Origin of the sequence: Bradyrhizobium sp. ISRA430 (assembly GCF_029909975.1) — a bacterium.
Classification (GTDB): domain Bacteria; phylum Pseudomonadota; class Alphaproteobacteria; order Rhizobiales; family Xanthobacteraceae; genus Bradyrhizobium.
Window position 1 is genome coordinate 6,876,494 of record NZ_CP094516.1, and the last position, 24,216, is coordinate 6,900,709.

Sequence of the window (24,216 nt, forward strand, 5' to 3'; positions counted from 1 at the left end):
AGCCTTATTGTTGTTCGATTGCAGCTGTGCTGCCCCGCAACAAAACATAGCGTTTGAAGACGGCTTGCGCTTCGGTCATGCGGCCAGCGTGACGCAGGGCGTGGCTGCGCATCAGCATCAAGGGCAGACACGAAGATGGCTCGTCATCCAGTTTATCAAGCTTGTCCAATACCGACAGTGCTTCGTCACCGCGACGCTCCGAGATGAGAGCGTAGGCCAGGATGCGGAGCAGGCCGATGTCTTGGGACTGTTCGTGAGCGACCAGCCGCAACAGAGCCAGGCTCTTGGCGCTCTGTCCGCACGCAAGGTAGACATAAGAAAGCACGCAGAGCAAATCTCGCTCCGGCCCGGAGATCAGCTCGACAGCGCCGGCTTCGGAAACGCGCTGTGTAGATGTGAAGTGTTGCACTTTGTCTGGCCCGGCCATCGCTAGACTTTGATCAAGCCGTTGTGACTCTGCCGGAGCAGGATTAATTGCTGCAGCTCCAGTTGCAGAAGCGCGGCCCCTTCACGTGACACCAAATCCTCTGGCGCGGCTGATAGCGTATCAGCCAAACGCTCCAGAAGAAGGCCGTGTTGCTCTGGACGCAGAACATGCGAATGACGTAAGCGCGGCGTCACGAAGGAGAGCAGACCGTGCGCGAGATTGGGCTCATTAAGCCAAGCGGGTTCCGAGCCTGGCTCGACCTGACCTGGCGGGGCGCGCGCCTCGTCGAGATTGACGCGCGAAACTGCATCGATCGAACTGAGCTCGAGCGCGCTCTCGATCGTGGCGTCCACCAACGGATCCAGCACGTCGCTGTGACGAGAAATTGAGGTGTGGCTCTTGTTATCATTGCCACGCGTCCGATCAATCCCGATGGACTTGCCTCGAGAACTAACGGGCGTGATGGCAGATGCATGATGATCGACGTTTGGCTCCTGAAAAGAGGTGCCAGGCTTGACGGGATTCGGGGGCAGCCTAGTCATGGCACTTTGCTTCCTTACCTGCGGCCTAAAACGCTAATAGGGTAGGGTGGCAAGCCGACCATCCCGGCTCAGCAAAACACGCCCTTCCTCAATCCCGCAGACGGTCCATCCATTGCTCAAGAGCGCGCCGACGAAATACTTTTGACCAGCAACGACAATATAGGGTTCGCTCCCGCGCCAAACAGCTTGGACCTCAATTGCTGGGGGCGTCTTCTCAACCTTGATGGCGACCGCATTGACAAGCGTATAAGCGCCATTGCTATTTTGATCAAACCGCTGCTGGACGTCTCGCCATGTGGCGAGCGAGGCGGGCGTAACGGTGCCGTCGGCGGTGACAACGCCCGCCCCAGAGCCGACCTTGATGCCGACAAGGCCCGCTCTGTCAACTTCCTCTTGCAGCCGCTCGGCAGCTGCATTGGTGGCCAAAGCATCAGGAGCGCTGAGCGCCAGCGTGGGTGCAATGGTCGTAGCAGGGGACGACCGGCTTGACGCCACGGTGGTGTCGGTCTGGACAAAACTGGATGAGACTGCGCCAATCGCGGCAGAGCTGATCAGGACAAAAGTGAGAACGGCGAGCGATATACGCCGGCGGTCGACGGAGCCAGGTTGTTTGTAGTCCTCGATCGTCCAGCGAATGGACATCGCCCCGGCATGCAAAACGACAGGAAGAGGGACAACAATGGGCTCATTCGCTAAAACAGTCTCGTGCCCCTCGATCCTGACGTCCCTCGCAAGGGCCTCGATCTCGATTGAATTGGAATGCGGGGTGACACGGAGATGGTGCGGTTCGAGGCCTTGTTCGACGAAGATTAAGTCTGCATCGAGGCTGCTGCCAATCAGACACGATCCGATCCCCACTTTACTTGTCAGCCCAGAATAACCCCCCGACAGCACTTCGAAATGCAAGCAATTTGGTTCATTCACGGTCAGTTTCCTGAATAGCGAACGGGACCGTACGGCAAAACCGTACGGCCCGTTGCGACTTCACAGACTAAGCAGCCGGGGAAAGTGGGGCGGCGACGCCGCCCCATCTCATCCCTTACTGCACCCGCTCATCGGCCGCTTTTTTGATAGTCGAAAGCTCAGTCGAGACAACGCGAAGTTCCACATCCCTCTCAGCAGCCTTTGTGCTGGTCGCAGTCAGAGCGGCGATTTGCTTTTGGAATGCCGCCTCTCCAGCAACTTCAGCAGCCGTGGAAGCTGCTGCAGCAGTAGCGGTGCCGGCTGCCCCACCTGCAGTCGAGGTACCAGACGCACCAACTCCTTTACCCATACTATTCTCCTGTTTGCTCGATTTCGCCGCCACGTGCGGCTCCTATTTCCTAACGTCGCAACATGCGACGTCAGGAATCCTCCTCTGTCTCGGCCATGACATCGTCGAAACGGCTCATTGCACTATTCGCAAATTGGAGAGCAACGGCTCCAAGAGCGACGTTGAACGCTTGCTGCATAGCGGCTTCATGCGAGCTACCGCCCGGAGTGGACGCGCCGCCGTTTACGGGAATGTTTGCATCAGGCGATCGGCCATGATCGTCGCGCTCGCCAGGCTTGTGAGATGCTTTTTTGCCGCCGCTTTTGCCGCCAGCCGCATGGAGGTCAGCATCAACGTGCCCAGCGGCGCCAGAGCTCGTAACGCGCATCGGGTTCTCCTATGTCAATTCGATGTGCCAATCGAGGCAGTTTCCACCCTCCACTCTGCAGGTATTAGCTTTCGACAAGCTGACGAGTCGTAGAAAATACAATGAGCCGATGGTGGATCGTCATTAAACGTCTTCACCAGCAGACCGTATTTGAAAGATGGCCGGCGAAAGCTGGAGATCAGATGGTTAAGACAAACAATCGTTTGTGGAGCTTGATCGAGTGAGCACGTTGCTCATCGCTTCGAAAGCGTTCAATTGGCGAAATATCAAAGCCACCACTAATAACGTGCTGCAATCTCGGGCTGATGTCTCTTGCGATGCCTCCGAGCTCTTTCGACAATTTGCTTGCGGTCAGGCGATGCGGCACGGAGCTTGACCTCGTCGGGAGCGAGGCTGAAAGCCAGAGTGACGGCCGATTCAGCGGCCAGAGCGGTCCATCGGCCCTGGCGGGCCCATGGCAGATCCGTCAATCGCGACCCACTTTCAGGGAGACCGAGCAGGAGCCCGCTACTCGAGAAAGAGCCCTTCGGCTCTACCGCTTTGCACCAATGTGCTCTCGATCCTTGCGCAATCGGCTGGCTCCGCGGCTGTGGCCGTCTATCGGGTATTGTTAATGCATCGCGATGTTGACAGGCGGCGTATGCAGTCAATGGAACTTCACAGCGGCAGACCGGGCTTGAGGTCGGATTCGAACGATCGAGTGCGGCCAACATAGTTTGTGCGCAGTGAAGAGCCGAAATAAGTTCCTCGGATTCGGGGGGTCTCAAGTTTGTTGGTGGAGCTTGCGCGACCTACTGCTCGGCAGAGAGGCCCAACCGCGCGGAGGCCGCGCAAGCGCCGTTTTCAGCGTGATCCTGAGAAGATAGCGTCGCTCCGCCTAGGCGTAAGCGCCTGCAGCTTGCAAGCGCTCGGATTCGATGCGAGCCTTCAGGTTATTCAAATAATCCTCCGCGTAGGACTGGGCCACCGAAACCGGCAGGTTGATGCCGGCCGTCGCGGCTTCTTGAATTGCCTGCTTCACCAAGCCTTCTCGCATTGCTAATTTGACCTCAGGTCCGGCGATGCAGCCCACCGCCTGTGCCGCAAGGCTCAGCCCGGCTTCTTCCAGCGCTTGCTTTATGTTGCCGCCACTGATGGCAGTGTGAAGAAGATTTGCAGCTTGCGCCTCGGCTTCGAGCACCATTGACGCCAGATCGGCCAATTCACCCAAACCTGGAATGAAGCCAAGGACACCGACTGCTGTCGCGGCCCAGTCGAATACCTTAGAGCCAACTTTGAGCACGTCATTAAGTGCGTGCATGAAGGCGCCACCGTTCTTTTTGGCAGACTTGATGTCGGGCTGGTCTGCCACGCCCATCGTCATGTCCGCGACCGCGTCCTGCTCGGCAGGCGTTCGGACGGCATGCGTCTTCACTTGGTGGACGGTGCGGTTCGCACCCGACATGTTGTTGAAGAACTGGTTGAAGTCGCTGCTGCTGATGTTGCCGGAATCGACCGTATGCCCGCCGCCGAAGTCGAAGAACTTATGGTGGGTTTTGTAGCCCGTAATCGCGTTGTTCATCAACCCGAACAACACAGGATCGGAGAGCAGCTGGGAGGCCGCCTTTCGCACCTCGGGCGTGAGGCTCTTATCATCGACCATGCTCGCCAGCTTTTCCCGGGTCAGATCACCGTTCCCGAAGAAAGCGTTTTGGTTCTTGTTGATCGTATTGAGCGTATCGAGCTCGGCTTGCGTGAGATTCATCGATGATGAAGCAATCTGCAGGAAGTCCTCTTTGTGGACCTTGTCTATCGAGCCACCATACAACTGCTTCCATTCATCCGGGTGATCGAGGAAGTATTGAGCGGCCGCGAGGACCTGTGGCGGGCATTTGCCGGTTTTGGCTTCGCCGTCGACGATCCGCTTGAAATCCGCAAGGCTCAGGTTCTTAGGCAGGTTGTCGGAATACCGATAGAGCTCGCGCAATGCATCGGTCTGGGTCATAACCGATGGCTCGCCATTGCCGGTGCCGTCGGAAGGGATGTAGTTTTGCGTATAGCTCTTTGCCCGCTGCTCCTGGAACGCACCAACCTGAGGGTGGTGATCGGAGAAGCCGGAGAGATCACCTGCTTTAATCTTCCCGCCGCAGCGGCCGTCACCTTGCGAGCCTATCGCATAGAAGAGCTCTGGGTCCTGTTGCAGAGCCTCGATCGCGGCTTTTAGATCCGGTGGTGTGGAGGGATCGTTGGCCAAATCTCCAAGAGATTTCCAATCCAGCGGGCATTTGTCTTTGTGTCGGTTCAGCACCGACACAATCTGCAGCTCGGCATGAGTCAACGTGCCGCTGTTCCACGTGATCCTGGAGCTTTGTACGGGTGCCTCTGCAATCTTCGGTGCGCTCGCAGCGGAGGAGGACTCAGTGGAGGATGGCTCTGGCGCCTGCTGACATGCGTCCAGTGCGGCCTTGACCTCCGGCGGGAGGATGTTCCGCACCTCCTGCGTGAGTTCCTCCGTCAGCTGCTTGGCTGAGTCTGCAGCCGCCGGATCCTGCGGTGCGGAATGGTCATCGACTTTGTCTTTCAACGAGAAACTAGCCAGCATGGCCTCGAAATTTGAAAGATCCCGCGCCGATGAAGGCCCGGGCGCCAGCCCGGACAAAGTGGAGCTGGCGATTAGCGACAGGTTGTTGACTGACATTATACGTCCTCTGATTTGAGATCGCACCACAAGTCGGTCATGTGGCGCAGCCCGAGAATCGCGACGAACAATGAGCAATAAATGTTGATAGGATCGATGGCACCTACCACTTGCTTCCGATTGCTCAGTGCGTCCCAGCGCTCAGTTCCGCTACAATCTATAGGCACATCGCCGTCTAGATGTTCACGCCCTATGGTAGGTTCGATTAGCTTTCCAAAAGCTGACGGCATTCAGAGGTTTCATAACGAGACGCGAAATGACAGTGTGAAAGGCGGTCATGGTTCTTGATATCGGAATCGGCTTGCCTGTTATATCTCGATCGCTCGCGTCCACGCCAACTAGGTCGAATTAACGAACCCGAGTCTGCCGCTCTGCGGATGGTCACGTGCGCTGATTCCTGCAACAACATCGCAGGTCTCCGCAGCATCTTATAGTGAAATCACCCACGCCTAGCGACCTCGCGTCTGCGCCCAACGAGAGCGTTGGCGTCTGCCCGATGAGCCAGATACAGAATGATCGTATCAGATTGACTGGCGTAGATGCTCGAAAGAGTCCGACGGTATTGTGTGGACCATGTTGCCCCGAGCGGATCGAAGCTCAGCTGCGCCTGGCATTCTTTATGTCATCATGCTTATCCGCTTGGCGAGTGTTCGCTCGAACCTACAGGCCAAAGGTCAGAGTCTAGCGATGGTTTGAGACGAATAAAACCTCCTTCTCGCCATTCCGCCCTGTGAGGCACACCCAGCATGGTGAACGTGGTTGTCCGGGCAGCCCTGGTCGGTATGAGATCGCGGCTTCTTAGCATTTCGATCTGAGCAGGCGTAGCGGTTTGGCCAGTGAAGATCCACTCGTCCCTGGCGCGACGGCCGTTCGCCATGGCGAAATCTCCAAGTTCCGGCGGAGCAACCCGTGCGGGCAACGCGAGCTCCGCTTGAGACGGTCCAGCGTGAGGTGACCCGGATCTTGCCACAAGGTCGTGGCCGAAATCGGAGGCGTCCACGCGATGCTGAGCGGGGCTGTTAGGAATTGGTCCGCTCGCCGCCGCTCAATGATGGCTCGACACGCGATGATCTGCCTCCGAGTTCCTACCAAATTAGGTCCTGGCTGTATTCGGGTATTTTATGCAATGCGACTCTCTCGGACCGGCGGGCGACGAGGACGAGTGGGACGCTGGGCTGTTGTCCGCGGGGCTTAGCGCGTTGAAGTCCATCCTGTTCCTCCTTTTGGACAACGGAGGGGCTTTCATTCTTTTGGGACGAAGCTCATTTGCATGGCAGAGTTCGTAGAGTTGTTCAAAAGCTCGCAAAGGTCGCACGAGGCGCTAAAGCGGCAAAGCACGGTCGCCGATGCTGCTGGCCAGGACTCTGGTTCGCATCCGTGGCTCCGGCCAGGACGTTTATTGCGCCGCCCTGCGGCATCGGCCATCTACATATCCGCGCTCTGACAATGGCAGCAGTAGCTTTCGAAAAGCTGACAGAGGGCATAAACAGACGCATTACACCTCTTCGTAGGCGATCTGTTGTCATCAGGTCATTTCTCACCTGCATCGGGTAGGTGGACCATGCCGTCATGATGTGGTGCCTCCGGCGGAGGAGCGTCATTCGGTCGTCCTTCGCGAATGACCACGCTGGAGGATCCCCGAAACAGCATCAAAACCGACTCGTGCGGTGGCTTTTCGCCACCGCTCGGGTTTCGCCGTGCCTGTGCCTCCGCCGCAAGTCCTTTGAGTGTTTGCTCCACAAGCGCGACAAAGCGGGGTGGACCAGAGGCGAAGACGAGGCCATCTCCCGGGACGGCTCTCACGATGTAACGCTCGTCGGAGATGTTGAGCGCATCGAGTGCCGCCTTGAGCGCATCAAAGCTGATTGGACTCAAGACCAAAAGGCGGCTTTGCGCCTCATGCGCGTCGGATACATAGAGCACCAGCCCATCGTAGTACCATTGAAGATTGTAGAGATTGATCAACCGTTCGAGGAACTCTCGCGGTGGGAGATCGGGCATTCGCCCGCGAATCCGCCCCTTCACCCCGGTGCTGACATTGATTCTGATATTTAGGTTGTTGCCGAATTCCTGCAGTGCGGCCGCGAGGTCCTGATCCAGAACTGTGTAACTATAAGGCGTCGATGGCAACGCCAGGGGGGCGCCGAGCGCCTCGACCACGTCCAAGCAAATGAAAACACCAACATAGAGAAGTTTCTTCAAGATGTGCCGCCTTGTAGATGGAATGAGCATTCCTGCTATTTTACGCTCGAGAACAAGCACTGGAATTCGTCCCAAAATTTGGAAGCCGCTGCTTCGTCGAAAATTGGAAGCTGACCGTGATCATTAGATGACAGCTGCTCGTCAGTTTTTGGTCAGCTTGCTTCTCTAGGGTGCCGGCCCGTTCGTGTGAACTGACGGGCTCACCTCACTACGTGACAGAAATGATTTCCTCCATGTTGTTTGGCATTACGTCGATCCCTGCCAACTCCGTCGAGTGTGCCTCCAACGGCTGTTCGCCGGCACACGCCCAGTTTGATGAGAGTCTTGCGCAGGTGGCCTCGAACCAAGGTGCCGCCTCTTCTGTGACCGAGCGCGCGCCAGCTCCATTGCTGCCGGAAGTGCAGCGCGCAGTCATGTCGCCGAGCCCGCTCGGCGATCGTGTCCTTCAGAGCATTTCTGCTATCCATCAGGGCAAACCATTTCCGTCGGGTGCAGTTTCGCCGACGCTCGTCGGCGAGCCTGATCCTACCAAGAGTCTCCAGCTTGGGCCGGCAGCGCAACCAGTCTTGCGTGTACAGCAAGTCGAGGTACATCCAGCGGGCAAACCGGAAGGTGCGGATCATTTCGACTCGGCGCTGGCGAATCTGCGGGATGTTTACAACGGCGTCATCCAGGTTTCGCTCCTTTCCAAGGGGACAGGTGCTGTCAGTTCATCTCTGAACAAGCTTCTATCGGCGGGCTGAGCGGGCCGTTGGCTGTCTTGACGAAAGACAAGATCTGTAACGGCTGTCCCGCAAGAAAGCGGCTTCATGCTCTCGTCCTGTTGCCGCTTTTGCTGACCCTCGCCGGTTGCAAAGCTGATCTGTATACCAAAGTTCAAGAGCGCGAAGCCAACGAGATGCTTGGGCTGCTCCTGAGCAAGGGTGTCGATGCCATCCGTGTTGTCGGTAAGGATGGGACCAGCACAATTCAGGTGGAAGAAAAGCAGCTAGCCTACTCAATCGAGCTTCTGAATGACCAGGGCTTGCCGCGCCAACCCTTCAAGAGCCTTGGTGAGGTGTTCAAGGGGGCGGGCCTCGTTGCCTCTCCGGTTGAGGAGCGAGCCCGCTACGTCTATGCTCTCAGTGAAGAATTGTCGCGCACGATCAACGATATCGATGGGGTTCTCTCCGCCCGTGTTCATGTCGTTCTGCCGAAGAATGATCTTTTGCGACAGGATGCAACCCCGTCTTCGGCGTCGGTGTTCATTCGATACGCCTCGAACGCGAAGCTCTCAGCCTTGCTGCCGCAGATCAAGATGCTCGTCGCCAACAGCATCGAAGGTCTATCATACGACAAGGTGGCGGTCGTGTTCGTGCCGGTTGAGCGGGCTCAGCATGAGGTCTCCGTTGGGCCAGCGGCAGCTTCCGCCGAACCAACCAAGTTCATTGCAACCCACATTGCGATCGGTGCAGGAGGTGGGCTCGCCGCGTTGGGCATTCTATCTTACGTGCTGCTGAGCACACGTGGGCGACAGCTTCGTCAATCCTGGCGCAAAGTGACAAGTTTCGGCAGAGATGCCAGCAAGCCAGCGGTCCAGTCCGCCGGCAAAAAGCTCTCCTCCGATCCGAAATAGCGGCAGCAGGTCCGTATCGATGGCATCCACTAACCCAAGTTATTCACTCAACCCGCATTCCGATCGCCTGCGCGAGCTTGCCGCTTTGATCCATCCCAGCCGGTTTGCCGGCCATCTTGATGGGCTTCTGTCGGACGCCACAGTGCTGCAGTTGCAGAAGTCTCCAAGACTGCAGCAAAGACTGGTCGAATTGCTGCTAGGTAGGGAGCTGGTTTCGAACGGAACCGACTGGGGTAGTGACGTTCTGCTCGGGCATGATCCGCGTCGGGCGGCGCTGCTCGCTGGCAGTATCTGGCATGCCCGCTCGGTGCTGAAGCCTGTGTCAAGGCATGATGTAGCGATTCTGATCGAAAATATTGGTGCCGAAGCACATGCTTTCGCAATCCGACACTTATCCAGCGCCGTCGCAACCACATCGATTGACGATCCGGAGAAGCTCGCGAGCCAGATTGAAAATGACGGATTTGCCTGCCTTGGCGCTTGGCTCAAGAACGCATCAGAGCTTGACCGTGTGCGCGTTCTTCTCCGCTTACCTGTGGGGACCACCGCCGAATCTCCAGCAGCCGAACACCACAACTCAGCGGGTCAGTTACTGTCTTTGGTGGTGGCCCACTTGGCCACGGAGGAGCCAGCGGCATGACGGCCAATGAAACAGTCTTGCCATATAGCCCGCAGATACGGCCGCTCGGTCCGCTCATACCAGCCGCGGAACTTGGCATCTGGTACGATGCGGTGCAGACGCGCGCGCTAGCCGAGCGATACCTGCGGCAGGTTCGCAGTTGGGCAAGGAAGGCCTATCAGCAGGAGCGGGAGCGCGGGCACTGCGAGGGTCTAAGGTCAGGCTCGGACGAAATGGCACAGCTGATTGCCCGAGCTGCTTCCGATGTGGCCGCGCGAAAAGCCGTTCTGCAACAGGAGTTACCACAGCTCGTCATTGAGATATTGACCGATTTGTTGGGCTCCTTTGATCCGGGTGAGATGTTGGTAAGGACCGTTCGTCACGCTGTCGAGAAAAGATATGGCAGCGCAGAAGTATGCCTTCACGTGTCTCCTGTGAACGCTGATGCACTAAGACATGAATTCCTGGCGTTCGATGGAACGAATGGTCGGCCGAAAGTCAGAATTGATCCGGACCCTGCTGTGGGGCCGGACCAGTGCGTTCTGTGGAGTGAGTTCGGTAGTGTCGATTTAGGACTTACCGCGCAGCTCCGCACATTGCGTCTCGCCCTTAATCCATCTTCTCAGGAAAGCTATCCGTGACGACGCAACAATCAGGCCATGATCAAGCCGGCGGAGAAGGAGATGTGCATGCGGCGATAGCATCTCTGAGATTCGCAGCAAAGGATGTCGATACGCGTGCCGTGCGGGGACGGATCACGCGTGCGATCGGCACCTTGCTCCATGCCGTGTTGCCAGGGGCCCGTGTTGGAGAACTTTGCCTATTGCAGGATCACGCTTCCGGATGGTCACTTGAGGCGGAAGTCATCGGTTTGCTGCCGGACGGGGTGTTGCTGACGCCCATTGGCGATATGGTAGGCTTGTCCCACCGCGCGGAAGTGCTCCCGACCGGGCGCATGCAGGAGGTGTCAGTCGGGCCCGACCTGCTCGGCCGCGTGATCGATAGCTTCGGCCGTCCCCTCGATGGCAAGGGGCCGATAAGGACGGTCCACACTTGTCCGCTCCGCGGCAAGGCGCCCAACCCGATGAGGCGGCGTGGCATCGAGCAGCCGTTTCCGCTCGGCGTTCGCGTTCTGGATGGACTTCTGACGTGTGGCGAAGGTCAGCGCATCGGAATCTATGGAGATGCCGGTTGCGGTAAGTCGACGCTGATGTCGCAAATTGTAAAGGGCGCGGCCGCCGATGTCACCGTGGTTGCGCTCATAGGGGAGCGTGGGCGCGAGGTGCGTGAATTCATCGAACGTCATATTGGAGATGCCCTCGCTCGCACGATCGTTGTCGTTGAGACATCCGATCGATCGGCAATGGAGCGGGCGCAATGCGCTCATATGGCGACCGCACTCGCCGAGTATTTTCGTGATCAAGGGCTGCAAGTCGTTCTGATGATGGATTCGCTGACGCGCTTTAGCCGTGCGATGCGCGAAATCGGTCTTGCGGCCGGAGAACCTCCCACCCGGCGCGGCTTTCCTCCTTCCGTCTTTGCGCTGCTTCCTGGTCTGTTGGAGCGAGCCGGTATGGGCGAGCGGGGCTCGATCACGGCATTCTATACCGTGCTTGTCGAAGGTGACGGCACGGGCGATCCGATCGCCGAAGAGTCGCGCGGCATTCTCGATGGTCATATCATTCTTTCGCGCGCGCTGGCCTCGCGAGAGCATTTTCCCGCCATCGACGTGCTGTCGAGCCGAAGTCGTGTCATGGATGCGGTCGCCTCTGGTCCACATCGCAAGGCGGCATCCGCCTTCCGCGATCTGCTCTCGCGCTACAATGAGGCTGAGTTCCTGATCAAGGTCGGTGAATACAAGCCGGGCAGCGATCCACTGACTGATCGGGCAATCGAGTCAATCGAGGAACTGCGCGCATTCTTGCGCCAGGGACAGGACGAGCCGTGTAGCTTTGAGGAGACCGTTTCATGGATGTCGCGTCTGACGGCCTGAATCTCGTGCAAGCGTCAAAATTGCGGCTGGTGAAAGACATGAGAGAGCGAAGCGCGCTTCGTGAGTTGTCAAACATGGAAGACAGGCGCCAAATTGCGGTCGCAGCGCTGCAGCGAGCGTCTGAGAATCTTAAAGGCGCGGAGAATCGTCGCGCCAAGGCCGAAGCTGAACTTTATCAGGAGCTGGCGTCGCTCGAGATGGTGTCCGTGACCGAGCTCGATCGTCGCTGTCAACTCGTCCTTGGGCGGCTGGCGGCAGAGATCGAATCGGCACGCCAGGCGCGTGAGCAGGCGCGCATCGCGCATGAGCAGGCCCAGCGGGCAGTGAATGAAGCGCGGACCATATGGGCCAAGCGTTCGGCGGCGAGCCAGAAATGGCAGGAGATTGAGGGCGATGTCCAGCGCACTAGCGCTGTCCGTTCGGAGTTTGCAGCCGAAATCGATGCCGACGATGAGGTTTTGCTCCGATATCAGGCTGGTTCGCGCAGCCAGGCGGTCGGTGGCTCAAACTAATGGCTGGTTCTCTTATCACGTCGCGAGCTGCGCCCGCGGAACCTGTCGATAAATGCCATGGGTGAACCCGCACTATTTCAGCCAGCGGCAAAGCTGTCGCATGAAGTGGTCTCCTGGCTCAACGAGATCGCCGCACCGCGCGCGGTTCTGCAGAGCCGCATTGGCGATAAGCCGCTATCGATCCGTATGAGCCGGCTTGTTTGGCAGGCCGAGCCATATGCCATATCGATGCTCGACTGCGTATTTTGCGCCGGAGGCGAGACCGCTGTGTTGTCCTTGCCCCGCCTTCTCGTCGAGGCACTGATTTCAACGGTCCAGTATGGCCTTACTTTACCTTCCGACCCAACCCGCTCGCTTCTTCTCGAACTTGCACTGGAACCTTGGCTCGCTCCATTAGAGACCGTGCTCGCGCGGAATTTGCAGCTGATCTGCGTCGAAGACGCAACGGCCAAAGACCCCTATTTGGAGTTCGACGTTACTTTCGGGCCGCTGGCGGCCAAGGCCCGCCTGTTCTTGTTCGCGCCTCTTGACGGTCTGGTTCCGTCTGCGTTTCGTGTCTTAGGCGAGTTGATCGGCGAATTACCGCGAGATTTAGGCAAGATTTCTTCGGAATTGCCGGTCGTAATTGCGAGAGAGATCGGCTCGCTGCGCGCGCCCATCAAGCTTCTTCGCCAAGCACAGCCCGGCGACGCACTGCTGCCCGACGTCATTCCCTTTGCCCATGGCCAGCTCATCTTCGCTGCGGACAAGTTGTGGGCGCCGGCGCAGGTCGCGGGCGACAGACTTATCCTTCGGGGACCATTCCGCCTGCAGTCCCATCCTCTAAGGTACGCAAATATGACGATACGCCCCCAAGCTGAACAAGCAATTCCGCCCTCGGAAGCCGACATCGACAGTGTTGAGATCACGCTTGTGTTCGAATGCGGCCGCTGGCCCATCCCGCTGGGTACGTTGAGAAGCATCAACGAGGGGCACGTGTTCGAGCTTGGCCGGCCGGTGGACGGTCCGGTCGATATTGTTGCCAATGGTCAATTGATCGGCCGCGGCGACATCGTACGTGTCGGTGAAGCGTTGGGCATCCGGTTACTTAGCAAGTTGGCGGTCAATGGTTGACATTCAACCGAGCATCCTTGCGCTTGTTGCGGCGACCGCCGGCCTTGGCCTGCTGGCGTTCGCAGTTGTCACAACAACGGCGTTCATCAAGGTTTCCGTCGTTCTCTTCCTGATCCGCAACGCGCTCGGCACTCAGTCCATACCACCGAACATCGTTCTGTATGGTGCTGCATTGATCCTTACCGTGTTCATAGGCGCCCCAGTATTCGAGCAAACCTACAACCGCGTGACCGATACGCAACTTCGTTACCAAACCGCCGATGACTGGTTGACCGCCGCCAAGGAGGGCAGCGAGCCGCTGCGCGCCCATCTCAAAAAGTTCACCACTGAGGAGCAGCGCACGTTCTTCCTGTCGTCGACTGAACATATCTGGTCGGAGGAGATGCGCGCCAACGCAACAGCCGATGACTTTGCGATCCTCGTGCCGTCTTTTTTGATCTCGGAGCTTAAGCGTGCGTTTGAAATCGGTTTCCTTCTCTATCTTCCGTTCATCACGATCGACCTGATTGTGACGACAATTCTGATGGCCATGGGCATGTCAATGGTATCACCAACAATGATATCCGTTCCTTTCAAGCTCTTTCTGTTCGTCACAATCGACGGCTGGTCGCGGCTCATGCACGGATTGGTCTTAAGCTACGCATCCCCGGGGGGGTGAGATGGACGAGGCCAGCATCCTTACCCACCTGAGCCGATCATTAGTCCTGTTCATGATCTGGGTTCTACCGCCGCTCCTGGCAGCCCTCGTGGCCGGATTGGGTATTGGCATCGTGCAGGCAGCAACCCAGCTCCAGGATCAAACCTTGCCGCTTACCGTGAAGCTCCTCGTCGTCGTCGCCGTGCTCGTTCTGTTTGCCCCGGTCCTGAGCGCGCCGCTGATCGAGCAAGCCCAGCATATCTTCACTGAGTTCCCCGCGCTCACAGCGAGGTATTAGTGCGCGCGGAACGCAAGCCTGTCTAAGTTTCAGCTATAGCGTCGCGTTTGTTGGCCTTGATTGTGAACCACAAAAGGGCGAGTTCGTCAGCTTATCGAAAGCTCGCCTCACTATTATGAGACGGATAGACATCCGAACTGTCCTGTTCGGCTCTATGAGCCTGCCGTATTCGGAGGAAGAATGACCCCATTTGGAATTTCTATCCGTTCGATTCAGGTTTTTCTTACGATGTGATGGAATTACCTGCTGAGACCCGGTCCTCGATGCACAGCCTGGCGAGTTGTCGACGCAAGTGAACGGGCGAACCGCTTTGATTGCAAGCGGCCCCACGATTCTGGCGTTCTGGTGAATGAGCCTGCGAATGAAGGTGCCGCTCGAGACCGATCTCCATAGACTGAGAAATTGATGGAAGCTTCGAGGCCCTCAGATCACCAAACCGCGCTGCGGCCGGTGAGAGCCGAAAAAGCTTGGCTTGTAGGCCGCGCAGCGGCGCGATTTGGCCGGTGCTCTCATCGAATGGTTATACCTCTGCGCCGGATGGCTCTAGCTATATGGATGGTTGAAGCCGAAGTCATCTAGCTTGTGGGATGCGTGTCGCTCTGCAACCGCTGGGACACGAGGGTCGCTGATCTGCAGAGTTCTTGACGTCTCACATCATGTCGACGCGAGTGCGACGGTTGCATTGGCTGAAGCGAACGACGAGCTGAGCGCAAATGGATGTCTTGTCACCCACCGAGACGCAAACTCTGGTTCAGACTGCTGTCGAGTTCATCGTTGCGGCCGGACTTGGCGCGGCCCGGGCCCTCGGCATTATGCTGGTTCTTCCGGTATTCACGCGACCGCACATTAGCGGGATTATCCGCGCAAGCGCGACGGTTGTGATTGGATTGCCTTGCTTGATGCAGATCAGGAACGGCTTGCAGACACTAGATCCGGGCACCCGTATGATTGCGGTCTCGCTCCTCGGTTTGAAGGAGATATTTATCGGCCTGCTGTTCGGTTTTCTGCTTAGTATACCGCTTTGGAGCATCCAGGCCGTTGGTGACATCATTGATACCCAGCGCGGCATCTCCAGCCAGGTGGACGATCCTGCGACACGCAGTCAAACCGCCCCGATGGGGCTCTTTCTCGGGACTGCCGCGGTTACGATCTTCGTTGTATCAGGAGGTCTGCAGACCATGGTCAAATGCCTCTATGGAAGCTATCTGATCTGGCCCGTGTATCGGCTGCTACCGCCCCTGACCCAGCAAGGGGCCATGGAGTTTATCGGGCTCCTCGACCATATCATGCATACGACCCTCGTGGTCGCCGGGCCCGTGCTGGCTCTGCTGCTTCTGATTGACGTATCCCTCATGCTGCTCGGGCGCTTTGCGCCGCAAATCAAGCTGAACGATCTCTCTCCGACCATCAAGAATGCCGCCTTTGGCATCATCATGGTCAGCTACGCCGTTTTCCTGATCGAATATATGGGAGCAGAGATCATTCGGTTCAACGGCGTGCTGGAGTGGCTCGAGAAGTTCTTGAAATGAACGACACGGGCGAAGAGAAAAACCTTCCACCAAGTCACAAGAAGCTGAGGGACGCGCGTAAGAAAGGGCAGAGCCCGCGCAGCGCCGACTTTGTGACCGCCGCAAGCCTTTGCGCTGGTTTCGGCTGCCTGTGCTTCAGGGCCGGCCCGATCGAAGACGGATGGCGCGAAGCCGTGCGGCTCATCGACAAGCTGCAGGAACAGCCCTTCAACAGTGCGGTCCGGCAGGCGTTGCTCGGATTGATGGACCTTTCTATAGCAGCCGCGGCCCCCATCCTAGGTGCGGCGGTGGTTGCGGCGATTCTGGCCGGTGTCTTGGCCGGCGGCGGGCTGACGATTTCGGTTGAGCCGCTTAAACCCAGCTTTGAGAAATTGGATCCCGTCAAAGGGCTGAAGCGGATTGTCTCCCAGCGGTCGGTTGTCGAGCTTGGAAAGTCTATCGTCAAAGTTTTGGTTCTTGGCGCTACGTTCGTTTTCACTGTGCTCGCAAGTTGGAGGGCACTGGTATACTTGCCCGTTTGCGATTTGAGCTGCTTTGGTTTTGTCTTTAAAGAGCTCAAAGTGCTGATCGCGATCGCTGCCGGCGCTCTTCTGATTGGCGGCTTGGCTGATCTGCTCATTCAGCGTTGGTTGTTCTTGCGCGACATGCGCATGACGCAGAGCGAAGCCAAGCGCGAGTCCAAGGAACAGGATGGTAATCCGCAGATCAGGGGTGAACACCGCAGGCTCCGCCGGGAGTCGGCGAACGAGTCTCCGCTTGGCGTCCATCGGGCGACAGTGATACTGACGGGGCGAGCGACGTTGATTGGGCTGCGCTACGTTCGGGGCGAGACCGGCGTCCCGGTATTGGTGTGCCGCGGTGAGGGCGAAACGGCTTCACAGTTACTGGCGGAGGCCCGCGCCCAACGTCTGAGCATTGTCGAGGATCATGTGTTGGCGCATCAGTTGATCCGAAAAGGTGCGATGGGCAAGGCCGTTCCGATGGAGTGTTTCGAGAGGGTTGCAAAGGCAGTCTTTGCCGCCGGCCTCGTTTAGCGTCGCGCAAAACAGCGATGCGCTCAAATCTGTGGTCAACGACCCAACTGTCCCAGAACCTGATCTGCAAGCTGCACGATCCCAAGAAAAGGACCGAGCAAAGATTGGATTCCAGGAGGCTCGTCGGCCGATTCCAAAACTGATATGGACCAGAATGCCAACCGACGTTCATGCTGCTCGGGTCTTACGAGCCGCTTATTGGGTTTCTGGCGCAACCCTGTTATGGGTTTCATCCTCCAAATTGCTCCTATTGCCCACCGTCGTTGCCCCACGTGCGGTGATGGGAAGCACTGCACGATCACCACTGGTCGGCATGACAGCGTGATTGCCTAACAAGTCGCCAGGATCATTGATCATGACCGCGAGGTTATTCCGGACTGAGCAGCCAAGGGTTGGATTGAACGAATTGTCGTTCACCGTAGGACCGACGATGGAGAGCGAGGGGCAGACCGGAGGATGAGCTTCGAAAGTGATCGCTTCGATCCTCACCCCGGAACGAGCCGGCAAATCCACACGAGAAGCGGACAGGCGGATGTTGTAGGTGGCAACGCCCATGGCGCGAGCCTCGTGGGCCACCTGTGCAATGAGTCTGGGTGGGCCGATGACACCCACATGGAGGGCGTCCCGCCGGCCGCGACTGGTCGCTGCAATAAAGCTTCGCAGCCGATGCCGTTCGGGGCCACGAAGGCTCTGCAGGAACAGCACGCTACTCTTCTGCTCGACCTGGATCTCTTGGTCGGCCGGCGCGGGCTGGATCGAGGCAGTATTTGCGCAGCCCCCCAATGTTGCTCCAATAACGATCGGGTAGCACAGATGTCGCAAAGTCATTTGGCGATCCTCATTCGATAATAAAGCCGGCGCTGCCGGTCAATCCTGGTGCGCTGGCGCGAGGCGCATCGCGCTCTCGCGGCGGCCGGGCCACCGTGTTCGTCAAAATCCGCCCCGCGTCTGAGGGCGGTGAGATGCGGTCGCTCGGCGCACTCATCCGGTTCGGATTCGGTCCGGGCCGCACGATGTAGGGCGTGACAATAATGACCAGCTCGGTTTCACGTTTTTGAAACGATGAGGAGCGAAAAAGTGCGCCCAGGATCGGCACATCGCCGAGCCAGGGAAACTCGCCGATATCAGTGTTGAAGTTGCGCCTGATGAGGCCGCCGATTGCAAAGCTCTGACCGCTGGCGAGCTCGACCACGGTGCTCGCCCGCCGAGTCGAGAGGGCAGGGACCGCCATGCCATTGATTTTGACTTCGCCTTCGCTCGACAGTTCGCTGACTTCGGGCTTCACACGGACATTGATCTGATTATTGTTGAGAACCGTCGGAACGAACTCGAGGCTCACGCCGAACTGACGAAATTGGACCGAAACCTGCCGGTTGTCCTGCATCACCGGAATGGGGAATTCGCCGCCGGCGAGGAAGCTTGCGGCTTCGCCGGACATCGCCGTCAGATTCGGCTCAGCCAGGATTGAGGCGAGGTGCTCGCTTGCGAGAGCGTCCAGAACAGCGCTCAAGTTGGTGTTGCCGGCGCTAAACCCAATCCCGATCGTGCCGCCGCCGCCGGCTGCGCCGGACCCTCCCCCTTTGCCGGTGACAAGGAAAGCGCCGTTTGGGCTCGAGGCGGTGAAGTTGATGTTGAGATCCTTGACGGCGGTGCGGGAGACCTCTGCCACCCGTACGCTGAGATTCACCTGTAATGAGCCGGCGACCTGGATCTTGTTGACAACCAGCGCGCCAGCCCCAAGAAACTGCTCAGTGACCTTCCTGGCGGTCTCGACGACCTCGGCATTAGGCGCCGTACCGCTAAGGATCGCGCCGCGCGGGGTATAGCTGACCTGAATCGGATAGTCGCCGACCTCGGCCTTCAGCGCGGCCCGCAGATCCTCGATCGGTTGGGTGACGACAACACGCAGCTCGGCGAGAGCCTCTCCGTTGTCGTTTAGGGCGAACAGGCTAGTCCGTCCCGATTTTTTGCCAAACACGAAAATCGTGGTGTTCGACGGCGCCTGATAATCCGCAATGGCCGGGTCGGCGATAAAAATGCTCGCAGCCGGTCCGGTCAGATGAACTGTCTTGCCCTGTGAGGAGGTAAGGTTGAGCGTGCCGGTGGTGCTGCCAGGCGCCGCACGTGGCGGTTCTCCTTTGCCATCTCGCTTTGCCTGAGCTGCGGCAGCAAGCGGAAGTAGCAGAGCGACTGCGCACAGGGCGTAGCAGAGGCGGGGAAAAGCGGCATAATGCGAGCCGCTGGCGACCATCGACGGCCCATCAGCGCCGGCGTCATTGTTAACGAAGTTCAAGGAAGTGCTGCTTTCAAGTTCGCTAGGCAGCCGATGCTGCGCCGATGAGTTCAAGGGTGTAGCCGACACCGCGCGCGGTCTTGATCCTGAGCGTTGCTCCCGCCTGGTTCAAATGAGCTCGTAAGCGGTAAATCCCGACTTCCAGCGCATTGGTCGAGACCTCGTCGTCAAATGCATACAAGCTTTCTTCGAGCGCTGTGCGGGGCACGGTACGGCCCGCGCGGTTGAGCAAATGTTCAAGAATGCACACTTCGCGGCGCGCAATTCTCAGTATTCGACCACCGACAGAGACTTGTCTCGCGATCGGATCGAAATGCAGATTCCCGAATGTGACGACCGGCGCGGTCATTTGCGTTGACCGTCGCAAGATGGCCCGCATGCGAGCAATGAGTTCGTCGATCGACACAGGCTTGGGTAAGAAATCATCCGCGCCAGCATTGAAGGTCGCGATTCGCCGGCTGAGATCATTGAGACTGCTCATCATCATTGCCGGCATTGATCGTCCTTCGCGCCGCAACTGCTTCAACCAGTCCAAACCATCTCCATCGGGCAAGACGGATTCGAGCAGTATCATGTGGTAGTTCGCGCAATCCAACGCGGCCGACGCCTCATCCAGCGTCCGCGTCACGTCGACGGCGAACCCGCAATTCAGCAGCGCCTCCTTTACGACGCGGCCAAAGTCCGCATGATGATCAACCAGGAGAATTCGCATTCATCGCCTCTCGTCCATCCTCGGCAGGACTTGAGCGTGTCACGCTTGACCAGAAGGTTCGGCGGAACCCAGAGGATGCCCCTTTGGCGTGAATTCGAAAAGCCATGCGCGATACGCAAGAGCTTGTTGGCAGGCAGCCAATGTCTGCACGTCCATCGTCAGCGAATAGGCGGCGGCCTGCGGCGGATGGTTCGAGCCCGCGGCGCGGCTCAAAATCTCCCTTACGCCGGCAAGAGATCTGCAATCTCTCACGAGGCTGAGGGCCCTGGCGATGTGCTGATTCGTCTGCGGGCCGAGCATAGCGGTGGCCGCATGCATTGCGCGAACGCCTGCAGCGGCAGTCGCGCCACATCGGCGGAGCAAAAGGAAAACGCAGGCGAGAGCGGTTGTATTTGCCACCGAACGGACTTGCGAAACCGACATTGGAACTCCCAAATCGTCTTGATCCGCGGTCAGTCCTGCAAGGCCGTTGAGCCTGTAGTGTCGTCAAGTCACCACGATACAAGTTTTCCGCGTTGAAGATAGTTCACGCGCTATGCGTCGGACAATGGGCTGTAAAAGGCCGAGATACGACGCAACGATCAACACGCCCATCGGCGGTTAGACATTGTCTCGCTAGCCGGTGATGGCCAAACAAGGCGTCAACCGTCCTCAAGCTCGGTCGCTTCCGAGATCTTCTCCGCGCCAGCCGAGCGAGGGCTGCCAAGGAAGGACAAATCGAGCCTGGCATTGCTGTCGCGCATTGTCTGGGCTGGTGACGCCGACTCCATTTCGTCAGACGGCCTGAACAGCGCGAGAACGATCTAGTCTCGAGCTTGGACTCAGCCTGTGATCGGTAGCGCGATCGCTCGCGTTGTTCTTGTGCGCTGGATGCTGGTCTGGCTGCGAAGAACACGCTTCGTCCTGCGCTCACAGAGCCGATTAACGATGCAAGCTCTGAATCGGAGCAGTCGAGTAGTGTCACAAGGCGCATCGGCCGAGCATTGAGGTTCTGAAACGTTCGCAATTGTTGCTACCTGTCACGAAGAGTTCACGCGAGTGGAGTCTGTCGCGAGACTGTCGGAAATCCTACAATCTGACGCTGGGTCAGATTCAAGTGTCTTTAAGGACTCTTTGTATCGGTGCCATCAACATCGGAATCCTTGTGAGGCAATGACGACACAGTGCGGCCATGCCGTCGGGCTGTGCGAGGGTCAATCTCGCTCCGTCCAAGGTCGTCAGCATTTGTCCGTCCAATCAAGCGTAGCGCCAGAACGCCTTGAAGCGCGCGAAGAGGCAGTCGTTCGGCTATGACGCCAAGGTCGGCCAATCCGATCCGCCTCATACTCGGCAATTTAGTGGGAAAACCGTGGCGGGGACAGGACGTCGATGTGACGCGCAGGACCTAACGTCCGAGATGCAGACTGCCGATCGCGCGAGCCAAGTTGTTCGGCAAGGGGCTGAGGAGAGAATCGATTGCCAGACGTCATCTTGAATGCGGTCTCCATACATTGCGATCGACTATGAGGCCTTTGGGTATGTTCGGCAAAATCGATTGTTTTGATGGAACGCATCCAGGTTGCGGATCGGCTGTAGGTTAATAGCGCTGCTTGCTACGGGTGAGTGAATGAATGATGCGATCAGAGCCGAAACACTGTTGGTTGACGGCGCTATCATTTCAGAAGGAGTGAGCTAACGCGAGGGATGCTGCGCTTTCAGCAGCTTACCTCACCAAATCCGCCTGCCAGCCCCCTGAGGGCGGCTAAACAATTCCTGCCGCCGAATATCACATGCATCCAAGATGCCGCGATGTCCCAACGAGCGAAAAGGGAAGAGGGGACAAGGTCGGTGTCCTCCCGACCTTCATTCGTAGGCGTCTACCGCGGTACGGCTCGATCAGCGCCTTGAACGGCCCGTCGGTCGCCCCCGATTACGATTCATCTGTTGTGCATGAGGCGGAGCTGATGCGCCGCTTTTCAGTTCTTCGTCGGAGGTCATTTTGATGCTTGATCGCCAACAAACCTGCCAAATGGCGCGATCGACCGTCTAGTCATTACTCTCGCGCTTGTAGGGATTTGCTTCGCTACTGGTGCGGTAGCTTTCCAAATTGCCTCCAAGGAACAGGCGCTCGGTTTCCCGGGTCGGCGTTCTGCCCAGCGAGCACATCAGATCGACATCCCTATCGATGTTGTCCTGATCCTCGACGTTCATTCCAAGCCCAATGCTACTCAGCACGTCGTCGGGCGTCCAGACAGCGGTCTTCGGCACAGTATAGGTGTGTAGCATTTCCGCATTGTTGGCAATCGCTCGCGCCCACGGATCGCGAGAGACGACGAGCTTTGACGGATCTTCGACTAACGATACGAAGGGTGAGGCTGTTGTCTTCCCCCGCATATGCCAACCAGCTTGGCGGGCCCGGTCCATCGGATACCGCTCCAGAGGATCTCCAACGGAAGAATGATCCCGAGCCGTGTTGCGGACATGAGATATTGCACTCGTGTTCTCTTCCGTGTGAGGCTTGCAATCAGTGTCCTGATTTTGAAAGCGCCGCAGTGTGACATATGACGACCCCGCTACGTCGTCGAATACGCGATCTCGATCAATGGCACCTTCGGTCGCCGATGACCAACGTGCTGCTTGCTGCTCGGCAAGTTCGATCTCGTTCCGAAGTGCTTCAAGAGTTGCACCTGTCAGTGTTGCGGCAAGTTGAGCGCGCGCACTGACGAATGATGCGGCTAGATAGCGACTGGGTCCCGAGGCCGCCTCGTTTGGCGCAGATGAGGGCGCGGTGCTCGCGGAACCTGCTGCTAAGGAGACTGACTCCGAGGTTGGGTAAAGCGCATCCAAGTCGTCTCGAGCCAAGTCATTCAGCTGCTGCTCAAAGTTTGCTTGAGCTTCTGAACTTGTCGGTGCGCTGTTTTGGGCGCTAAGCTCGTCCTGCTGTCTACCGACGTGGTGCGGCTGCTGAACCTCAAAGGAATCGTCTGGGGCATTCCGCTGATCAACATTCATCCCTCTCTCTCCCTTCGAAGTGCCGGCTGTCGGCATGGATTGTTGCAGGTGCAGCTTTCGAGAAGCTGACGGACCGGAAAGAGGCCATTTAGCTTAAGCGCTGCCTTGTGGCTTCTGGCACTGCTGATTCGATTAGGTTGAGATCGGGGGGCGTCGACCGCCGCGAAGCGTTCGCTCCACCACCTCATTGCGGACGCCTCGCCTCGAGCAGACAGTCCTTGAGACTAAGAAGGACAAGCGAGCGGATGCGCCTGATCGAGTGATTCTTTCGTAGATCGTGTGCAGATGTGACGGCTGCATCTTCTCGCTCGTTAGGCCTGCTGTGGACCAGCGCGACCGCTCGTCGTTTTGTGTTCCAAACGGCCGACCATCAAACGAATCGTTCTAGTCGACGCCCGCGAGCCGAAGCCCCCCAGAAAACCTGACCTACGAGGTTGTGATGTCGGAATAGCCGTCACAACCACTTGCGCCTGATTGCGGCAGGCTGCTTTTGTACAGGCGTGAGCGCGTTTGCTGAAAGAAAGCCAAACAACTTGCGAGCACGACATCTTGAAAAACGTAAGCTGTGGTACTTATCGAGGGAGAAGAGCATATGAAGATTACCGGCAAAGGACTGACGATCCTGTTGTCCTTGCTTTCGGTCGCGAGCGTTAGCGCGCTGGCGAGAGCCGATGAGCCCTCGCCGAAATACACCGAGGTGCTCAATGCCCTGCAGGCGGGAAAGAATGTGAAGCTCATACTGGACATGAGCCGCTGTAACCCCGCGGAGGGTGGCAAGCCTGCATCGGCGACGCAAGCCGGTCTGGTTATCAATGCATTCAGGGTGACGGTCCAGAACGGAATCAGCTTCGCCAATGCTCACCAAACGGTCGACAGCTCTGGACATGCCGTGACCGAGTACATCCGCCATAGCCTCAGCCGCGAAGGCAAGCTGACGGTGCGAGCCTCGAAGCTTGTGGTCGGAACCACCGAACTCGTGAACCAGGGCGAATTCATCTGCGAACTGCCGGATGGCGCAAAGTTCATCTGGTAACGAAGAGCACAGAGAAGAGGGGGCGCTCCGAAGAGTTGATCCTTTAATCGTGTAGAGACCTTCGCAGTATGACACGGATCCTTTCGATCTCAGGGAAGCTCAGAGGTTTTCTGGCCGCCCTTTTCGTCTGGGAAGGATCGGGTTGCGCCAACTTGCTACTGTTCGACCAAGGTAAGTCATGAGGGCCGTCGATCTCCATTCGATCTCAGCGATTGGAGGATCGACGGTTCGGGCTGTCATCATATGGGTTCGAGCCAAGGCTTCTCAGTTGAACGCTCCAGATGAGCTGGGCAAGGTACGTCCCCACGCCGTCCGCGGTCCTTTTGGGGAGTGTATTTCCAAACGATCA

The 24,216-nt window shown here is 57.9% G+C and carries 25 protein-coding genes; 12 read left to right on the forward strand and 13 right to left on the reverse strand.

The genetic code is table 11. From position 1 onward, the window contains the following. Positions 1-4 precede the first annotated feature (4 nt). From MTX21_RS32690 to MTX21_RS32725, 8 genes are all read right to left on the reverse strand, one after another. Complete coding sequence (locus MTX21_RS32690; protein WP_122405455.1) at positions 5-427, reverse strand: histidine kinase; 423 nt, start codon at positions 425-427, stop codon at positions 5-7. Between the two features lie 2 nt (positions 428-429). Then, positions 430-969 (reverse strand): hypothetical protein, encoded by a 540-nt coding sequence (locus MTX21_RS32695; RefSeq protein WP_280968681.1) that lies wholly within the window; start codon positions 967-969, stop codon positions 430-432. 33 nt (positions 970-1,002) lie between these two features. Further along, the gene (locus MTX21_RS32700) at positions 1,003-1,893 is read right to left on the reverse strand and encodes a hypothetical protein (RefSeq protein ID WP_280968682.1); all 891 of its coding nucleotides are present in this window, start codon (positions 1,891-1,893) and stop codon (positions 1,003-1,005) included. 115 nt (positions 1,894-2,008) lie between these two features. Then, positions 2,009-2,275 carry a nodulation protein NopA gene (locus MTX21_RS32705; protein WP_280968683.1) on the reverse strand — a complete coding sequence of 89 codons (267 nt, stop codon included), beginning with the start codon at positions 2,273-2,275 and terminating at the stop codon, positions 2,009-2,011. Positions 2,276-2,312: 37 nt separating this feature from the next. Further along, a complete protein-coding gene (locus MTX21_RS32710) occupies positions 2,313-2,609 on the reverse strand; it encodes a hypothetical protein (protein WP_280968684.1) in 297 nt (98 codons plus the stop codon). Between the two features lie 178 nt (positions 2,610-2,787). After that, on the reverse strand, positions 2,788-2,976 hold the full coding sequence (locus MTX21_RS32715; RefSeq protein ID WP_280968685.1) for a hypothetical protein: 189 nt from the start codon (positions 2,974-2,976) through the stop codon (positions 2,788-2,790). A gap of 510 nt (positions 2,977-3,486) precedes the next feature. After that, entirely contained in the window at positions 3,487-5,286 is a 1,800-nt protein-coding gene (locus MTX21_RS32720; protein WP_280968686.1) for an HrpF/NolX family T3SS translocon protein, read from the reverse strand. A gap of 1,530 nt (positions 5,287-6,816) precedes the next feature. Continuing rightward, positions 6,817-7,518 (reverse strand): secretin N-terminal domain-containing protein, encoded by a 702-nt coding sequence (locus MTX21_RS32725; protein WP_280970867.1) that lies wholly within the window; start codon positions 7,516-7,518, stop codon positions 6,817-6,819. Between the two features lie 191 nt (positions 7,519-7,709). On the opposite strand from MTX21_RS32725, the gene MTX21_RS32730 reads away from it, so the two are divergent. The 11 genes from MTX21_RS32730 to MTX21_RS32780 all read left to right on the forward strand — a co-directional run bounded on the left by MTX21_RS32730 (position 7,710) and on the right by MTX21_RS32780 (position 16,838). Continuing rightward, positions 7,710-8,231 (forward strand): nodulation protein NolB, encoded by a 522-nt coding sequence (locus MTX21_RS32730; protein WP_280968687.1) that lies wholly within the window; start codon positions 7,710-7,712, stop codon positions 8,229-8,231. A gap of 32 nt (positions 8,232-8,263) precedes the next feature. Continuing rightward, entirely contained in the window at positions 8,264-9,103 is an 840-nt protein-coding gene (gene sctJ, locus MTX21_RS32735; protein WP_280970868.1) for a type III secretion inner membrane ring lipoprotein SctJ, read from the forward strand. A gap of 19 nt (positions 9,104-9,122) precedes the next feature. Further along, the gene (locus MTX21_RS32740; RefSeq protein WP_280968688.1) at positions 9,123-9,743 is read left to right on the forward strand and encodes a nodulation protein NolU; all 621 of its coding nucleotides are present in this window, start codon (positions 9,123-9,125) and stop codon (positions 9,741-9,743) included. Then, positions 9,740-10,363: a type III secretion system stator protein SctL gene (gene sctL / locus MTX21_RS32745; protein ID WP_280968689.1), complete on the forward strand. Its 624-nt coding sequence runs from the start codon at positions 9,740-9,742 to the stop codon at positions 10,361-10,363. The genes MTX21_RS32740 and sctL overlap by 4 nt, the downstream gene beginning before the upstream one ends. Beyond that, a complete protein-coding gene (sctN, locus tag MTX21_RS32750; protein ID WP_280968690.1) occupies positions 10,360-11,715 on the forward strand; it encodes a type III secretion system ATPase SctN in 1,356 nt (451 codons plus the stop codon). The genes sctL and sctN overlap by 4 nt, the downstream gene beginning before the upstream one ends. Further along, a complete protein-coding gene (locus MTX21_RS32755) occupies positions 11,691-12,227 on the forward strand; it encodes a hypothetical protein (RefSeq protein ID WP_280968691.1) in 537 nt (178 codons plus the stop codon). The genes sctN and MTX21_RS32755 overlap by 25 nt, the downstream gene beginning before the upstream one ends. A gap of 57 nt (positions 12,228-12,284) precedes the next feature. Beyond that, positions 12,285-13,340 (forward strand): type III secretion system cytoplasmic ring protein SctQ, encoded by a 1,056-nt coding sequence (gene sctQ / locus MTX21_RS32760; RefSeq protein WP_280968692.1) that lies wholly within the window; start codon positions 12,285-12,287, stop codon positions 13,338-13,340. After that, complete coding sequence (sctR, locus tag MTX21_RS32765) at positions 13,333-13,998, forward strand: type III secretion system export apparatus subunit SctR (protein WP_027563377.1); 666 nt, start codon at positions 13,333-13,335, stop codon at positions 13,996-13,998. Before sctQ ends, sctR begins: the two co-directional genes overlap by 8 nt. 1 nt (position 13,999) lies before the next feature. Then, positions 14,000-14,275 (forward strand): flagellar biosynthetic protein FliQ, encoded by a 276-nt coding sequence (locus MTX21_RS32770; protein ID WP_025038819.1) that lies wholly within the window; start codon positions 14,000-14,002, stop codon positions 14,273-14,275. Positions 14,276-14,988: 713 nt separating this feature from the next. Beyond that, positions 14,989-15,804: a type III secretion system export apparatus subunit SctT gene (sctT, locus tag MTX21_RS32775; RefSeq protein WP_280968693.1), complete on the forward strand. Its 816-nt coding sequence runs from the start codon at positions 14,989-14,991 to the stop codon at positions 15,802-15,804. Beyond that, on the forward strand, positions 15,801-16,838 hold the full coding sequence (locus tag MTX21_RS32780; RefSeq protein ID WP_280968694.1) for an EscU/YscU/HrcU family type III secretion system export apparatus switch protein: 1,038 nt from the start codon (positions 15,801-15,803) through the stop codon (positions 16,836-16,838). Before sctT ends, MTX21_RS32780 begins: the two co-directional genes overlap by 4 nt. A 195-nt stretch (positions 16,839-17,033) precedes the next feature. Here MTX21_RS32780 and MTX21_RS32785 read toward each other — a convergent pair whose 3' ends face one another. The 5 genes from MTX21_RS32785 to MTX21_RS32805 form a co-directional block, all read right to left on the reverse strand. After that, positions 17,034-17,666, reverse strand: a complete 633-nt coding sequence (locus MTX21_RS32785; protein ID WP_280968695.1) for a CpaD family pilus assembly lipoprotein — start codon at positions 17,664-17,666, stop codon at positions 17,034-17,036. A gap of 10 nt (positions 17,667-17,676) precedes the next feature. Continuing rightward, complete coding sequence (locus MTX21_RS32790; RefSeq protein WP_280970869.1) at positions 17,677-19,089, reverse strand: type II and III secretion system protein family protein; 1,413 nt, start codon at positions 19,087-19,089, stop codon at positions 17,677-17,679. 64 nt (positions 19,090-19,153) lie between these two features. After that, positions 19,154-19,843: a response regulator transcription factor gene (locus MTX21_RS32795; RefSeq protein WP_280968696.1), complete on the reverse strand. Its 690-nt coding sequence runs from the start codon at positions 19,841-19,843 to the stop codon at positions 19,154-19,156. Between the two features lie 39 nt (positions 19,844-19,882). After that, positions 19,883-20,161 carry a hypothetical protein gene (locus tag MTX21_RS32800; protein ID WP_280968697.1) on the reverse strand — a complete coding sequence of 93 codons (279 nt, stop codon included), beginning with the start codon at positions 20,159-20,161 and terminating at the stop codon, positions 19,883-19,885. 1,707 nt (positions 20,162-21,868) lie between these two features. Then, complete coding sequence (locus tag MTX21_RS32805) at positions 21,869-22,834, reverse strand: hypothetical protein (protein WP_280968698.1); 966 nt, start codon at positions 22,832-22,834, stop codon at positions 21,869-21,871. A gap of 592 nt (positions 22,835-23,426) precedes the next feature. Between MTX21_RS32805 and MTX21_RS32810 the strand changes: the two genes are divergently transcribed. Continuing rightward, positions 23,427-23,867, forward strand: coding sequence for a VirK family protein (locus MTX21_RS32810; protein WP_280968699.1), 441 nt, complete (start codon positions 23,427-23,429; stop codon positions 23,865-23,867). Positions 23,868-24,216: the final 349 nt, after the last annotated feature.